We start from the raw sequence: 15,795 nt of genomic DNA on the forward strand, positions 1-15,795 counted from the left end.
TCGCTCACGGCGTCAGCCGACGGGCCAGTGGGGCACACGGCTCCGGTGCGGCCTGGGTTCCTCGGGCCGTACGCGTCCGCCGCGGATGGTGCCCCGCCAGGCCCCGCTCTCCGCGCCGAGCCCCTCGATGTACGCCTTGAAGTGCCGCAGCTCCCGCTGGACGACCCGGCCGACCAGTTCGGGGAGCCCGCCGAGGAGGGCGGTGGCGCCGGGTGAGTCGACCTCGATCCGAACGGTGACGGTCGTGCGGTCCGCCGCGCCGCCCGTAGTGCCGTCCGCCGCGTCGACCGTCGTGTCGTCCGTCCTGCCGGTCGCCGTGCCGTCCGCCGCGGTGGGCCGGAACAGCACCTCGCCCTGGTGGACGAAGTGCCGTTCGAGGCTCTGCCACGTCAGATGGGAGTCGGGTTCCTGCTCGACGATCTCGGCCTGGAACTCACGGCGCACGGGACCGACCGCGAGCGTCCAGGAGAGGAGCGCCGGCCGGACCTGCTCGACCTTCTTCACCACGGTCATGAACCGGGGGAAGCTCTTGAACTGCGTCCACTGGTTGTACGCGGCACTCACCGGGACCGCGACCTCGATCGATTCCTCAACGCTGAACATGCTCCACCCATCGTCAGGCGCCGCTCGCCCCAGTCTCACCGCAGGTCCAGCGGGTCGCCACACGTCACGCCTGCTGCCGGGCGGCCGGGTACCCGTCATCAGGGACGCCTAACGCCCGCCGGAGGGCCTGCCGCATACGACTGGCGGCGTCACGGAATCGCGAGAGTGGGTGAGCGGCAAGAAATCCCCCGTCGCACACCCGACTGGGGTGCGACGGCGGGGCGCGGCCGGTGGACGCCGCCGAACATCTGCCGCAGGCGTCCGCTGCAGCGTGACGAAGGGGCGGTCAGTGGCCCCCTCGGTTCTCCACGCAGGGGCCTGTTCCCGGCTGGGGTTCGGCGTAGGCGCCGTGCACCTCGCTGGTCAACTCGTCCTTCGTCACGTACCCGGACACGCACACGACGCCCGTGTGGACGCTGTAGAAACCGTTCCCTATGTAGACGCCATGCTCCTTGCCGCAGCCGAGACGCTTCAGCGCAGCGGCGATCCGCTGTTCGGCGAAGACGCCGTACGCGCCGGAACCGCCCTCCTCCCGGACCTTCTCCAGTTCCCTCCGGATGAGGACGGCCGAGGCCTCTCCTTGGGCGCGCTTGGCTTCGGACAGGGACCCTTGCATGCGGTAGGCGTGATTCTCGGCGTAGTGGGGAGGGCGGTCCGCGTTCGCTCCCGAACCCTCTCCCGAACGTTCGCCGTCCCCGCTCGGGCGGGGCGAGGACAGCAGCGCGGCCGGTGGATCCGTGGGCTTCTCCGCAGGCTGTGCGCACTTCGGCCGGGGAGGGTACGAGGCCGGGGCGCTGGCCGACGGCGACCGACCGCCCTGCTGGGTGCCGCACGCGGTCATGGTGGTCGCGACGAGGGCGGCGGCGATGACCGACCGTCCGAGGAGTCTGGGCATGGGCATGGACATGGTGGAAGTTTGAGGCCTTGGGCAGGGGGTGTCATGAGTGGAGGTACTCATGCGACGGCGGGCTTCGTGACGGGGCAGTGAAACCGCCGGCCCACGCCTCCCGATCGAGAAGCGTGGGCCGGTGAACGTACGGAGTCCTCTCCGTCCTACCTGAGACGGAGAAGCACTCGCCCTACTTGAGAGTGATCGCGTACACCTGCACCCGAGGATCGTTCTGCAGGCCGATGGAACGCACCGTCTTCGACGCGTCCAGGTCCGCCGAGGCGCCGAACAGACGCACCGGAGGACCGTCCACGCCCTGCCCGCGCTTGATCCGGTGCGGCATCTCCAGCACCACCGAGCTGCCCTGTGGTGTGGATCCCGCCCAGTCGCCGACGGGGACGGGTACTTCGGCGGTGGTTCCGTCGGTGTAGCGGACGGTCAGCGCGGTCGTCACCGGGCCGTGGTGGGCCACGGCGACCACGCGCAGCGCGCCGTACGAACCGGCCGGAAGGAGCATGGACTGGCCGCGGGCCTCGACGAAGTTCTCGGCCGTGCCGGACGGATCGGGGGCGTCGTAGGTCACGCCGCCCCAGACGACCGGGCCCGCCGCGGGCAGCAGGTCACCGTCGAAGCTCCAACCGCCGCCGTCGAAGTCGCCCTGGTCGGAGGCCGCGACGGTCGCGGTTCCGTCGTGGTTCACCTCCTTGCCGAGGTCCACGGCGCACTGGCCGTCGATGTCAGGCGCGCAGCGGGCCGCGGCGCGCACCTCGATGGTCGCGACCCGTTCGACGCTCTTCACTCCCTTCGCGCCCGCCGTGATCCGCACGCTGTACGAACCCGGAGCGGTCCCGGCCGGCACGTTCACGTCCACGGTCGCGGTCCGCTGGACCGGAAGACGGTGGGACTTGAGGGAGAAGGAGTCTGAGGCCTTCGCGGTCCAGCCGCTGGGAGCCTTCACGTCGACGCCCACCCGCAGTGTGCCGGGGGACTGGCCCAGCACGTCCAGCTTCAGGCGGACGTTCTGCGCGCTGTCGGACGTCGGCAGGACGTCGGACGTGGTACGCAGCGAGGCGTCGAGGTTGCGGCGGGAATCGGCTGCCGCGCGGTTCACGGACGGCGGCTCGTCGCCCTTGCCCGTGCCCCAGGCCGACGGCTTGCCGGCCATCTCGAAGGCGAGGTTTCCGCCCTTGGCGACCGCGTCCCAGTCCAGCCAGGTGGCGCGCAGGTTCTTCCCGCCGAACTTCGCCTGCTTCACATAGCGTTGGGTGTCGCTCGTACCCGGTGCCTTGACGGTCAGGGTGCCGCCCTGCTCCTTCCCGTAGGCGCCGATGCGGATGACCGCCGAGGGGAACTGCGGGCTGGAGACGGCGAGGAAGTCGCCGCCGTTCGTCGTCGGGTACAGGCCCAGCGACGAGAAGACGTACCAGGCCGACATGGTGCCCAGGTCGTCATTGCCCGTCATGCCGTCGGGCCCGTCCGTGAAGAGCGTCATCGCGGCGCGGACCACGGTGGCGGTCTTGGCGGGTGCGCCGGCCCACAGATACATGTACGGGGCGTGCAGGTCCGGCTCGTTGTTCGGGTTGTAGGTCGACTTCCCGTAGTAGTCGTACGGCGCCGAGATCCAGTCCTCACGGGCGGTCTTGGCCGGGTCGGCGAGGAGCTTGTCGTAGGCGAAGAAGGAGTCGAGCCGCTTCTCCGTCGCGCGCTTGCCGCCCATCAGGGAGACGAGCCCGGCCGGGTCCTGGGGCGCCAGCCACTGGTACTGGTAGGCGCCGCCCTCATGGAACTGGTGGCCCGCTTCGACGGGGTCGTACGGCGTCAGCCAGGTACCGTCGGTCGTACGCGGCCGGAACTGCTGGATGGAGGAGTCCCACAGGTTCCGGTACCACTGGCCGCGCGCCGCGAACATCCGGGCGTCCGCGCTGTGTCCCAGCCCCTTGGCCATGAGCGCCAGCGACGCGTCCGCAGCCGCGTACTCCATGGTCGCCGAGGCGGGATGACGGCAGTCGTTGTCACCGCCCTTGTCCGCGCAGTCCTTCCCCGGCTCCAGCCCGCTGGGCAGATAGCCGCGCTTCTGGTACGCGTCCACCCCCGCACGGCCGTTGTAGGGGGAGTCGGCCGGTGGCGTACTCGTCGCGTTCTTCCTCAGCAGCGCGTACGCCTCCTTCTCGTGGCCCGCGAGCAGACCCTTGGACCACGCCTCGACGAGGAAGGGGGTCACCGGGTCGCCGGTCATGATGTTGGTCTCGCTGTTGGCGAGCGACCAGCGCGGCAGCCAGCCGCCGTCCCGTCCGATCGCGACGACCGACAGCGCGACATCACGGGCGACCTTCGGCTGCAGCATCTGGAGCAGTTGGTTCTGCGGCCGGTGGGTGTCCCACAACGACAGGTTCTGGTACGGCGTGAACCCCGACGCCAGATGGTTCTTCCCGTCGAAGCCCGCGTACCGGCCGTCGACGTCTCCGGCGAGGTTCGGGTGCAACTGCGCGTGGTACAGCGCCGTGTAGAACGCGCGCTGCCGCTCGGCCGACCCGCCGCCGATCTTGACGGCGTCGAGCTGCCGCTCCCAGGTCGCGTGCAGCGCCGCCCGCGTGGCGTCGAAGTCGTACGAGTCCTGCGTCTCCGCCTTCAGATTCGCGCGGGCGCCGTCGAGGCCCGTGTAGGAGAGCCCCACCTTGACGACGACATCACGGTCGGCGGCGGCGTCGAAGGTCACCCAGGCGCCGTTGTCGCCCTCGCCGGCCGCGTCCCGTTCGCCGGGGGTGGGGGTGGTTCCGCGCCAGGCGCCGTGCGAGGTGAACGGCCGGTCGAAGGTCGCGGTGAAGTAGACGGTGTGCTTGTCCTTGCCCGCGCAGAAGTTGCCCGCTTCGACACGGCCCTCGACGGTCCGGTCGCCGACGACATGCACTTCCGAGCCGTAGACCTTCTGGTTGGCCCGGCCCGTGTTGAACAGGACGTTGGCGCGGTCGGTCGACGGGAAGGTGTAGCGCTGCCACCCCGTGCGGGTGGTCGCCGTCAGCTCCGCGTCGATGTCGTACGTCTTCAACCCGACGCGGTAGTAGCCGGGTTCGGCGTCCTCGTCGTCGTGAGAGAACGTCGACCGGTAGGAGTTCGGATCGACGTTGTCGACCGCTCCGGTCGTCGGCATGATCGGCAGCTCACCCATGACGGAACAGCCGACACCGGAGAGATGGGTCTGGCTGAACCCGTGGATCTTGTCCTGCTGGTAGTCGTAGCCGCCCTGGCCGCCGGTGTCCGGGCTGACCTGGACCATGCCGAAGGGAGCGCTCGCGCCGGGGAAGGTGTTGCCGAAGTTCTGGGTGCCGATGAACGGGTTGACCAGGGAGGTCGGTTGAGCGGCTGCCGCGGGTGCCTGGGCGGCGGCCGGCACCGGAGCCAGCGCGCCCCCGGCAACGAGCAGCGCGGCAAGGGCCGTTGATGCGCGGTGACGCCATCGGTGGAGGGGTCTGTGCATGGAAGCGGGCTCCTGTTCCTCACTCTTCATGTGCTGCGCACGGAAAAAAGCGCCGACCCGAAAGGGCCGGCGCTCGTGTATGTGTGTGCCTCGGGCGCGGGAATTCAGCACGGGAAGGAAGCGGTGTGCAGGTCATCGCGTCGAGCCCCCCTCGCAGCGCAATCGACGGCATCCGGCTGGCTGGAAGCGGACTAGATCACGCCTCTGACATCGTTGTCAAGAGTTCTGACGCGGACTGGTGGGCGACTCGTGGGCGATCGATGAGTGGTCGGCCGCGGCCTGCCCGTCGAGCGCCTGGGGGGGCGATGGACGGGCGGCGTGTGGCGGGCGATGGTTGGCGGCTGCGGGCTGCGGGCTGCGGGCTGCGGGTGTCGGAGTCGAGTGCCGATGCGGGGTGGGGGTGAGGGTGGTGTTCCGCTCGTGCCTCTGGTGCCTCCTCTCTCCCCGCAGGGTCACGTCTGGGGGAAGGCGACGGGCTGTTCGGGGGTGCGGCGCGCGCGGAGCCACTGGGCGAGCAGGGCGAGGGCGGCGAGGAAGGCGACCGTGGCGGCGTAGGCGACGGACGTCTCGTGAAGTCCCGTATGCGTGGCGGCGATTCCGGCGACGACCGCGGGAACGCTGAAGGACAGGTAGGAGATCACGAAGGCCACGGAGAAGAGTTCGCCGCGTTCGGAGGGTGCGGCCATACGGGCCAGCGTGCCGAAACTGGCGAGGGAGGAGGCGCCGAACCCGACCCCGGCGACGACCGTGCCGAGTGCCGCGGTGAGCAGCGAGTCCTCTTCGACCCCGGTCAGGGCGATGACCGTGCCGGTGAGCAGGAGACCGGCGCCGAGGGCGAGGGTGCGGGCCACGGGCCAGCCGCGCAGCGCGATCGCGGTCAGGCAGGCCGGTACGGTCAGCAGGGTGACCACCAGACCGCCGACCACGTGACTGGAGAGGCCGAACAGGCCCACGGCGACCGACGGTCCGAGCGAGAGGTACAGGCCGCCCAGCGCCCAGCTCGCGACGAGGATCGGCACCAGGCGCAGCAGGTCCGCCCGCAGATGGGGTGCCACCTTGAGGCGGGGCTGGAGCGAGCGGGCGGCTCCGGGGCGCCGCAGCGACGTCTCGGGCAGCGCCGCGACCACGGCCGCGGCCAGGACGAGGCCCGCCAGCAGCAGTACGTATACGAGGCGGGTCGGGTGGGGCCCGTACTCGACGAGGAAGCCGCAGCCCAGGGCGCCGAGCCCCAGCCCGAAGGTGGGTGCGGCGCCGGTGACGACGCCGGCGCGGTGGGGTGCGTGGGTGGGGTTCAGGTCGGCCAGGGCCGCGCCGAGTGCCGTCATGGCGGCCCCGGTGGCGATGCCCTGGACCACTCGTGCGGTGAGCAGCAGGGAGACGCTGTCCGCGACGAGGAAGAGTGCCATCGACGCGGCTTCCAGCGTGATCGCGGAGAGCAGTACCGGGCGGCGGCCGAGGTGGTCGGACAGGGAGCCGAGCACCAGTAGCGCCGCGATCATCCCGAGGACGTAGACGGCGAACACCGTGGTGAGGGTGGTCGCGGAGAAGTCCCAGCGCTGCTGGTAGACGACGTAGAGGGGGGACGGCGCGCTGGACGCGGCCATGAAGAGCACGAAGACGACGGCGATGGCGGTGAAGGCGGTCGGCCGGTTGAGCTCGCGGCGCCTACGGCGGGGCGGGGCGGTATCGGGCGGGGGCGGTATCTGGTTGTCGCTGTCGGGCAGGGCGGAGACGGACACGACTCTCTCCAAACGCAGTGATCGATGCGTTAAGGACGCTACCACTAACGCAACGATCAGTGCGATAATTTCCTCATGGTTGACGCTCAAGCTCAGGTACGCCCCGGCGGTCGCTCCGCGAAGGTCCGCGCGGCCGTGCATCACGCCGTCGCACAGCTCCTCGCGGAGGAACCCGCGGAGGCCCTGACGATTCCCGCCGTCGCCGCCCGCGCGGGCGTGCACCCGACCACGGTGTACCGGCGCTGGGGCTCACCCGCCCAGCTCCTGGGCGATGTGGCCACCAGCCGGTTCAGCGGTGACGTCGTCGTGCCCGACACCGGGACGCTCGCCGGTGACCTGGAACGCTGGCTGGGGGACGTGGCCACCGACCTCAGGGACCCCGACACCCTCGCGCTCATGCGCGCCACCATCGGCTCGGGGCCGGACGGCGGCTGCGCCTGCATCGGGGACCGTCACGAGCAGCTGAGCGCCATCATCGAGCGCGAACGCTCCCGCGGCGGCCGTGCCCCCGTGGTGGAGAACGCCGTCGACTTCCTGCTCGGACCGCTGTACTACCGCGCCATCTTCAGCGCCCAGCCGGCCTCCAGCGACTGGGCGCGGGAACTGGTGGCCACGTTCCTCGCGGCGTCCGAGGCGCTGGCCTGAACGAGGAGTGAGGGCCGCGCGGCACGGCACCCTCGGCCCGGTCTCCCTTCGCTCCGGCTCCGCCGCCGGTGCGACCTGCCTGAGCGCTTGGCTGCCCGCCGGGGGAGGCCCTGTCGTACCCCCCGCTCGTCATCCCCTGGCACACCTCGGCCTGCCTCCGGCGGGCGCCGAGGTGCAGGGTTGATCGTGTCCCACCGAGTCCCGGCGCCTGCCGGCCAGTCCAGGCCGGTCCCGGCCAGTCCAGGCCGGTCCCGGCCCGGCCCGGCCGGTCCCGTCGCGGCTCCGCTCCGATGGCGGACCCTTCGCCGGCGGGAAACGGTGGACGTGATGAGCGGCGACACGCCTGGTCGGAGCCGTCGGCTCCGGGCCTCGCACGCGTCGCACGTGGGAAGGAACGACGATGACGGACTGGAACAGCTCGGATCTGGAGAAGATCGCCACAGCTGAGGAGCTGGACCTGGCATCCGAACGGTCCAACGGCACCCTGCGCGACCCGGTGACGATGTGGGTCGTCCGCTCCGGCGACCGGCTGTACGTCCGCTCGGTCAAGGGCACGGGCGGCCCCTGGTACGAGGGAACGCAGGCCCGCCGTCAGGGGCGTATCGAAGCGGGCGGCGTCCGGCGGGACGTCACCTTCCAGGAGGCCGATCCCGAGGAGTACCCGGGCGTGGACGCCGCCTACCGGGAGAAGTACGGGCGCTACACGACCATCGTCGAGCACGTCCTGACCGAGCGGGCCCGCGCCGCCACCCTGCGCCTCGAACCCCGCTGACCGGACCGCACCGGAACGGACCGCACCGCACCGGACCGCCCCCGGCGGCATCGGGACGGACGGCATCCACCGGCCCCGGCGATCCACCGGCCCGGCCGCCACCAGCCCTGGCGATCCTCCGGATCGCAACCCGACAGGAGAAGCACGCAATCATGAAGTACATCAAGCTCGGTGACCTGCAGGTCTCACGTATCGGTCTGGGCGCGATGGGCATGTCCCACGGTCTGACCGGTGCCGGAAGCGATGACGCGGAATCCGTCCGCACCATCCACCGCGCCATCGATCTCGGCGTCACGCTGATCGACACCGCGGAGATCTACGGCCCCTACATCAACGAAGACCTGGTCGGCCAGGCCTTGAAGGGCCGACGTGATCAGGTCGTGCTCGCCACCAAGTTCGGCATGATCGACCACGGTGGCGCCGGCGCCTGGAACCTCAACTCCGGCCCCGCCAACATCCGTACGTCCGTCGAAGGCTCCCTCAAACGGCTCGGCACCGACCACATCGACCTCTACTACCAGCACCGCGTCGACCCGAACACGCCCGTGGAGGAGACCGCGGGCGCTGTCGCCGAGCTGATCGCCGAGGGCAAGGTCCGCCACTTCGGGCTCTCCGAGGCCGGACCGGACACCATCCGTCGTGCCCACGCCGTCCACCCCGTCACCGCTGTGCAGTCCGAGTACTCGCTGTGGACGCGCGGTATCGAGGACCGAGTCCTGCCCGTCCTGCGGGAACTGGGGATCGGCCTGGTGCCGTTCGCGCCGCTCGGGCACGGTTTCCTCACCGGTACCGTGCGCAACGAGAGCGACTTCGAAGAAGGAGACTTCCGGCGCGGTAACCCGCGCTTCACCGGCGAGAACTTCCTGCGAAATCTGGCGCTCGCGGACGAGGTCCAGGCCATCGCCGCGGCGGTGGGTGCCACCCCCGCGCAGGTCGCCATCGCCTGGCTCCTCGCACAGGGCGACGACATCGCCCCCATCCCCGGCACCAAGCGCGTGACCCGTGTGGAGGAGAACACCGCCGCCGACAGCCTCCGGCTCGGCGCCGAGGTCCTGGCGAAGCTCTCCAGTCTCCCGCCGGCAGCCGGAGACACCCACACGGAGGCGGGCCTCAGCATGCTGGAACGCTGACCCGCTTCCAGCCCCTCATAGGGACCGGAACCACCTGGCGCCGAACCTCGCACCGAACCTGGCACCGCACGATCAGGCGTCCAGGCGCCGCGCGCTGAGCCAGCTGACCATCTTCGGGTCGTGGTGGTCGAAGAACAGCGAACTGCCGGTGTCCAGAGTGGCGATGGAGGCCATCTGTTCGTCGGTGAGCTCGAAGTCGAAGACGTCGAGGTTCTCGGCCATCCGGTCGGCGCGGACCGACTTGGGGATGGCGACGACTCCGCGCTGGGTCAGCCAGCGGAGCACGACCTGCGCCACCGACTTGCCGTGCTGCTCGCCGATACCGCGCAGGACCGGATTGCCGAAGAGGTTGTTCTTGCCCTCGGCGAAGCCGCCCCACGACTCGATCTGGACGCCGTGCTCGCGCATCAGCTCCTGGTAGTCGGCGCGCTGGAAGAACGGATGGGTCTCGATCTGGTTGACCGCCGGGGTGACCTCGTTGTTGATGATGAGTTCGAGGAGCCGGTCCGGGTAGAAGTTGGAGACACCGATCGCCTTGCTCCGGCCCTCCCGGTGCAGGCTCTCCATGGCTCGCCACTGGCCGTACACGTCACCGAAGGGCTGGTGCATCAGGTACAGGTCGACGTGGCTCAGGCCGAGCTTGTTCAGCGACGTCTCGAAGGCGCGCTTGGTGTTCCCTCCGCGGGAGCGTCCTGGACGTACAGCTTGGTCGTGACGAACAGGTCCGCGCGCGGAATGCCGCTGCTCCTGATCGCGCGGCCGACGGCCTCCTCGTTCTGGTACGAGGAGGCTGTGTCGAGCATCCGGTACCCGGCGGCCAGGGCGTCGGATACGGCTCGCTCGGTCTCCTCCGCGGGGATCTGGAACACGCCGAAGCCGAGGATCGGCATCTCGATGCCGTTGTTGAGGGTGACGGTCTGCATGGGGTCTTCCTTACTGTCTATACGGGTGCGGGTGCGGGTGCGGGTGCGGGTGCGGGTGCGGGTACGGCTCCCGGCGCGGCTACGGCCTGGGCGCCCCCAGTCGGCGGGACGCGTTCAGCACACCACTGGCGACGCCGGCCCGCTCGGCGGGTACCTCAACCATCAGGCCGGCCGGTGACCACCGGAACCCGACTGCCGAGCCTCGCGCCTTTTCCTCCCAGGTGGCAGGCCGAGTCGTGCCAGGGAGCGGCGTTCAGGGGTGTGACAGGGCCCCCCTTCCACCTGCCACGCAGGTCAGAGCGGTGTGAGACTGGCGGTATGGCATCCGAGCAGAGCACCAGCAGGAGCGCCGACCTGGAACTGGGCCGGTTCCTGCACGCGCGACGCAACCAGACCCGCCCCGAACAGGTGGGTCTCACCAAGGGCACCGGTCTGCGCCGTACCCCCGGGCTGCGCCGCGAGGAACTGGCCACGCTCGCCGGCATCAGCATCGACTACTACGTCCGTCTGGAGCGCGGCAAGGAGACCCGCCCCAGCCCCGCCGTGCTGGACGCCCTCGCCCGCGCCCTGCGGCTCGACGCCGCCGAGCACCAGCACCTGCGCGAGCTGGCCGCTCTGGCCGCGCGGTACGCCGCCGAGCCGGCGCCGGCCACCAGTCCCACCGTGCGCCCGCACCTGGAACTGCTCCTGGAGACCATGCGGCCCAATCCGGCCTACATCATCAGCCGCAGCATGGACCTGCTCGCCTGGAACCCCGGCGGACTCGCCCTGTACGCGGGCCTCGCCGACTGGCCGGCCACCCAGCGCAACCTCGCCCGCTACCTCTTCCTCCACCCCACCGCGCGCACGCTCTTCCCCGACTGGGACCACCAGGTCCGCGGTTGCGTCGCCCGGCTGCGCGCCCTGGCCGGTACCGACCCGGACGCCTCCGACCTCACCGGCCTGGTGGGCGAACTCCTGCTCAAGAGCCCGGACTTCGCCACGTTGTGGGAGCGCTACGAGGTGGCCGGACGCAAGAAGGTCCACAAGACCTTCCATCACCCCCAGGTCGGTGACCTCACCCTCAGCGCCCAGAGCATGCACCTTGAGGGCACGCCTGGCCTGCGCCTGAGCGCCTACGCGGCCGATCCCGGCACTCCCGACCACGACGCCATGCTCCTGCTCGACATGGCAACGGAACGCTCCGCGGAGCAGCCCGATCCGCAGCCTGATCCGCAGACCGAACAGCAGCCACGCCGGCAGTCCTGACGAACCCTCCGAGTGCCGCGTCCGGCACCCTTGTCGTCGACGCGGGTGCTGTCGCGTGGGCTCAAGGGCCGGACGACGTGGGTTCGTTCTGCGAGCGCGGGTTCGACGCATGCGGGGTCGGCTGCGAGCCGAGCAGGTCGAGGAGGACGAGGGCGTCATGGTCAGGAGTGCCCGGCTCGGCGTAGTAGGTGATGAGCCGATGGCCCGGCGTGCCCTCCACCTCCATGGACTGGTGCCCGAGAGTCAGGTCCCCGACCTCGGAATGGCGCAAGGTCATACGGCCGTGCGGAGGAGCCTTGATGTCGTAGCGCTCCCACAAGAGGGCGAAATCCGGGCTCTTGAGCAGGAGTTCACCCGCCAGCCGGGCCAGGTCGGGGGCATCGGGGTCCGTACTCGCCAGGGCACGCAGCCGGGCGACGCAATCGCGGACCTGAGCGGTCCAGTCGGGGAAGAGGGTGCGTGCGGCAGGGTGGAGGAAGAGGTAACGGGCCAGGTTGCGTTGCCGGGCCGGCCACTCCTCGATCCCGGTCAGCAGCCGCAGCCCGCCGGGGTTCCAGGCGAGCAGGTCGCCGGTACGGCCGACGATGTGCGCGGGATGCGGCCGCAGGCTCTCCAGCAGCAGCCTCACACCCGGACGTACGGTCCTGCTGGGCGCCGCCGGAGGCTCCGGCGCGGCGCGCGAGGCGAGAACGGCCAGACCGCGCAGGTGCTCGTGTTCGTCCTCCTCCAGACGCAAGGCCCGGGCCAGCGCATCGACGGCGGACGCACTGGGCCTGGTCTCCTTGCCGCGCTCCAGACGCGTGCAGTAGTCGACGCTGATACCGGCGAGGCCGGCCAGTTCCTCACGGCGCAGCCCGGGCGTGCGGCGTGGGCCCGGGCCGACGGTGAGACCGGCCTCGACCGGGCTGATCCGAGCCCGACGGGCGCGCAGGAAGCGCCCCAACTCGGTTCCCCCACGGGGCTGCTCAGGCGTCATGCTCGTCATGCTCTTGAGTGTGCGGGCGCGGACGACCTGCCGGTAGGCGCGTGAGGGGCCCTGACATACCCCGGAACGCGGTTCCCCCGCACAGCGCGGTCTGGCACATTCCGCAACCCGCAACCCGCAACCCGCAACCCGCAACCCGCAACCCGCAACCCGCAACCCGCAACCCGCAACCCGCAACCCGCGACAGGCGACACGCGGGCGAGGGACCGTGGCCCGGATGGTCACCGACGCGTGGGGCTACGAACTCACCCCGGCCGTGGAGTTACGCACGATCAGCGTGGGGGAGAGCTTCACCTGCGCCGTCGGTCGACCCCGGTCGGTGATCCGGTCCAGCAGCAGGCGGGCGGCGTTGCCGCCGATGGCGTGGCCCGCCTGGTCGACGCTGGTGAGGGAGATCGAACGCAGCGCGGCGAACGAGGTGTTGTCGTAGCCGGTGAGGGAGATGTCCTCCGGGACGGAGAGCTTGGCCTCGGCCAGTGCCTCCAGCACACCCATGGCCACGAAGTCGGCGCCGGCGAAGATAGCCGTGGGGCGGTGCTCGCGGGCGAGCAGCTGCTGTGCTCCGAGATAGCCGCCCTCCTGGGTGTAGCTGGTGGAGACGACGTCGATCTCGTCCGCGAGGCCGCGCGCGCTCATGGCACGCCGATAACCCTCCGTACGCAGCGTGTTGGGCATCTCCGCGAGCCGGGTCGGATCCGTTTCCAGGTGCTCGATGTGGGCGATGCGCCGGTGTCCCAGATCCGCGAGGTGGCCGACGATCAGTGACGCACCCGCGAGGTCGTCGTCCACGACGGTGTCGTACCGGGGGGAGTGTCCGTGCCGGCCGACGACCACGGTCGGCACGAGGTTCGCGAGGTGTTCGAGGTGGGAGCGCGGTGACACGGGCGCGACCAGGATCAGGCCGTCCATGCCGCGGTCGATCATCGCCTCCGTGACCCGTGCCTCCGCCTCCTCGCCGTTGCAACCGGGCCCCAGCAGGACCTGGTAGTCGGTGTCCTTGAACCAGTCGGTCACGCCGTCGACGATGTCCGGGAAGAAGGGGTTGCGGATGTCCGGCAGCATGATGCCGATCGTGTACGTCTGACCCCGCAGCCCCCGGGCAGCCGCATAAGGGCGGTACCCCAGCTCGGCGATCGACCGCTGCACCTTCTCCCGCATGGCGGGGCTCGCGCCGTAGGCGTTGCGCAGCACCTTCGACACGGCGGTCGTCGAGACCTGCGCATGACGCGCCACGTCGACGATCGTCACGCGCCGGGACTGTGCGGGCGGCTCCATCCGGCTGCCTCCATCATGGGGAACGTTGCCGCAGAGTGTAGGGCCCATCGGCCCGAAAGCGTGATCCCCCGGATCATTCCGGGTCCGCTGTCCGGACGTCGTGTGCCGTGAAGACACAGCCTGCAGAACATCTTGACGTAACAAGAGGCGGATCCTAGGGTCGGCGCAACTCGTGGGAAACGTTACCCATTCCCCGCCCGGCCGACCCGGTGCACGACCGTTCCAGTACGTCGATCCAACGATGACGCGGCAGGGATTCCTGCGGCGCAGCTTTCCGGTGTATCGCCGGGCATCCGATTGAAACGTTTCACTCGAAGTGGGTTCGTCAGTGATGATTGCTCCGACCGATCAGCCCGGGAAGCCGGTCGTTCCCGCCCCCGCACCGCCCCCCGCACCCGCCCCGGCGCGCCGGTCGCAGACGGCTTCGACCTGGTGGTTCCTGCTCCCGGCGATGCTGCTGTTCGTCTTCGTGGTCCTGGTGCCCAGTGCCCGCGGGGTCTACTACGCCTTCACCGATTGGGACGGCCTCGACCCGGACCTCTCCTTCGTCGGCCTGGACAACTTCACCGACCTCACCCGCGACGAGGACGCGGTCCAGGCCATCTGGCACACGCTGCTCATCGCCCTGGCCATCACCGTCGTCCAGAACCTCATCGGACTCCTGCTCGCGCTCGGGGTGAACAGCGCGATCAAGTCCCGCAATCTCCTTCGGGTGTTCCTGTTCGCGCCCGCTGTGATCACGCAGATCGTGACCGCCTACCTGTGGCGCAACCTCCTGGGACCCGACGGCGCGGTCAACAGCCTGCTGGGAGGCGTCGGGCTGGATTCATGGCAGCAGAACTGGCTGGGCGACCCGGACACCGCGCTGTGGTCGGTGGTGGGGGTGACCGTCTGGCAGTACTCCGGCTACTCGATGGTGATCTTCCTGGCCGGCCTGCAGTCGGTCCCCGCCGAGATCCACGAGGCCGCGGCGATCGACGGCGCCGGCCCCGTCCGCCGCTTCTGGTCCGTCACCCGGCCCCTGCTCACCCCGGCACTCACCATCAACCTCATGCTGTCGAGCATCGGCGGCCTCAAACTCTTCGACCAGGTGTACGCCCTGACCGGCGGCGGCCCCGGACACGCCACCGACACCCTCTCCACGCTGATCTACAAGGACGCCTTCACCCTCGGGGAGTTCGGCTACAGCATCGCGCTCGCCGTCGTCCTGACCCTCATCGTCGCCGTCGTCTCCACCGGCCAGTACTTCATGCTGGCCCGCAACGAAAAGGCCGCGTCGTGAACCGCTACCGCCCCCGCACCCTCGTCCTGGAACTCGTCATGGCCGCCGCGGCCCTGGTGGTGGCGTTCCCGGTGTACATCCTGGTCAACCTGGCCGTGCGGTCGCCTTCGGACACCTCCTCGCCGATCCGGCCGACCACCTCGCCCACCCTCGACAACTTCTCGCAGGCGTGGAAGCAGGGTGCGCTCGGCGGCGCGCTGGCCAACAGCCTCCTCGTCACCTCGGTCAGTGTCGTGGTCGTCCTGGCCGTCTCGTCCCTCGCCGCCTACCCCCTCGCCCGGATCACCGCCCGCTGGTCGCGCGCCACCTACCTGCTGATCATGCTCGGCCTCGTCCTGCCCTTCCAACTGGCGTCACTGCCGCTCTACCACACCATGCGCGACCTGCAACTGCTTGGCAGCCCCTGGGCGTTGATCCTGTTCCACTGCGGTCTGCAGGTGCCGTTCACGGTGTTCCTCTACACCGGTTTCCTGCGCGCGATGCCCCGCGACTTCGAGGACGCCGCCCGGATCGACGGCTGCACACCCCTGCAGGGCTTCCGCCATGTCGTCCTGCCCATGCTGAAGCCGATCACCGTGACCGCGCTCGTGCTCAACACCGTCGCCGTCTGGAACGACTTCTTCACCCCGCTGCTGTACCTCAGCGGCAGCGCCCAGCAGACCATGCCGGTCGCCATCGCCGGCTTCGTCGGTCAGTACGTCACCGACTGGAACCTCATCTTCGCCGCGCTGGTGATCAGCATCGTGCCGGTCCTGGCCGTCTACCTCGCGCTCCAACGCAGCATCATCAATGGCTTCGCCGGCGGACTGCGGGGGTGACACACCCCCGC

12 protein-coding genes and 1 pseudogene are annotated in these 15,795 nt (G+C 70.1%); 6 read left to right on the forward strand and 7 right to left on the reverse strand.

Translation table 11 applies throughout. From position 1 onward, the window contains the following. Positions 1-12: 12 nt before the first annotated feature. The 4 genes from ACZ60E_RS03520 to ACZ60E_RS03535 form a co-directional block, all read right to left on the reverse strand. Positions 13-603 carry an SRPBCC family protein gene (locus ACZ60E_RS03520; protein WP_469437615.1) on the reverse strand — a complete coding sequence of 197 codons (591 nt, stop codon included), beginning with the start codon at positions 601-603 and terminating at the stop codon, positions 13-15. A gap of 286 nt (positions 604-889) precedes the next feature. Next, positions 890-1,510 carry a hypothetical protein gene (locus ACZ60E_RS03525; protein ID WP_469437618.1) on the reverse strand — a complete coding sequence of 207 codons (621 nt, stop codon included), beginning with the start codon at positions 1,508-1,510 and terminating at the stop codon, positions 890-892. Positions 1,511-1,682: 172 nt separating this feature from the next. Beyond that, the gene (locus tag ACZ60E_RS03530) at positions 1,683-4,967 is read right to left on the reverse strand and encodes a GH92 family glycosyl hydrolase (RefSeq protein ID WP_469437620.1); all 3,285 of its coding nucleotides are present in this window, start codon (positions 4,965-4,967) and stop codon (positions 1,683-1,685) included. A 452-nt stretch (positions 4,968-5,419) separates the two neighbouring features. After that, entirely contained in the window at positions 5,420-6,706 is a 1,287-nt protein-coding gene (locus ACZ60E_RS03535; RefSeq protein WP_469437624.1) for an MFS transporter, read from the reverse strand. Positions 6,707-6,781: 75 nt separating this feature from the next. On the opposite strand from ACZ60E_RS03535, the gene ACZ60E_RS03540 reads away from it, so the two are divergent. From ACZ60E_RS03540 to ACZ60E_RS03550, 3 genes are all read left to right on the forward strand, one after another. Continuing rightward, positions 6,782-7,351 (forward strand): TetR/AcrR family transcriptional regulator, encoded by a 570-nt coding sequence (locus tag ACZ60E_RS03540; RefSeq protein WP_469437628.1) that lies wholly within the window; start codon positions 6,782-6,784, stop codon positions 7,349-7,351. A 400-nt stretch (positions 7,352-7,751) separates the two neighbouring features. Then, on the forward strand, positions 7,752-8,123 hold the full coding sequence (locus tag ACZ60E_RS03545) for a DUF2255 family protein (protein ID WP_469437630.1): 372 nt from the start codon (positions 7,752-7,754) through the stop codon (positions 8,121-8,123). Between the two features lie 152 nt (positions 8,124-8,275). After that, positions 8,276-9,253 (forward strand): aldo/keto reductase, encoded by a 978-nt coding sequence (locus ACZ60E_RS03550; RefSeq protein ID WP_469437632.1) that lies wholly within the window; start codon positions 8,276-8,278, stop codon positions 9,251-9,253. Positions 9,254-9,325: 72 nt separating this feature from the next. Here ACZ60E_RS03550 and ACZ60E_RS03555 read toward each other — a convergent pair. Further along, positions 9,326-10,176: pseudogene (locus ACZ60E_RS03555) on the reverse strand (aldo/keto reductase). A gap of 318 nt (positions 10,177-10,494) precedes the next feature. On the opposite strand from ACZ60E_RS03555, the gene ACZ60E_RS03560 reads away from it, so the two are divergent. Further along, positions 10,495-11,424, forward strand: coding sequence for a helix-turn-helix transcriptional regulator (locus ACZ60E_RS03560; RefSeq protein WP_384797522.1), 930 nt, complete (start codon positions 10,495-10,497; stop codon positions 11,422-11,424). 61 nt (positions 11,425-11,485) lie between these two features. On the opposite strand, the gene ACZ60E_RS03565 is transcribed toward ACZ60E_RS03560, so the two are convergent. Continuing rightward, positions 11,486-12,400, reverse strand: a complete 915-nt coding sequence (locus ACZ60E_RS03565; protein WP_469438327.1) for a helix-turn-helix transcriptional regulator — start codon at positions 12,398-12,400, stop codon at positions 11,486-11,488. Positions 12,401-12,646: 246 nt separating this feature from the next. Further along, a complete protein-coding gene (locus ACZ60E_RS03570) occupies positions 12,647-13,684 on the reverse strand; it encodes a LacI family DNA-binding transcriptional regulator (protein WP_469437634.1) in 1,038 nt (345 codons plus the stop codon). A 331-nt stretch (positions 13,685-14,015) separates the two neighbouring features. On the opposite strand from ACZ60E_RS03570, the gene ACZ60E_RS03575 reads away from it, so the two are divergent. After that, positions 14,016-14,966 (forward strand): carbohydrate ABC transporter permease, encoded by a 951-nt coding sequence (locus ACZ60E_RS03575; protein WP_469437636.1) that lies wholly within the window; start codon positions 14,016-14,018, stop codon positions 14,964-14,966. Then, positions 14,963-15,784 carry a carbohydrate ABC transporter permease gene (locus ACZ60E_RS03580; RefSeq protein ID WP_469437638.1) on the forward strand — a complete coding sequence of 274 codons (822 nt, stop codon included), beginning with the start codon at positions 14,963-14,965 and terminating at the stop codon, positions 15,782-15,784. The genes ACZ60E_RS03575 and ACZ60E_RS03580 overlap by 4 nt, the downstream gene beginning before the upstream one ends. Positions 15,785-15,795: the final 11 nt, after the last annotated feature.

The sequence above is a fragment of the Streptomyces sp. NPDC102514 genome (assembly GCF_055584525.1).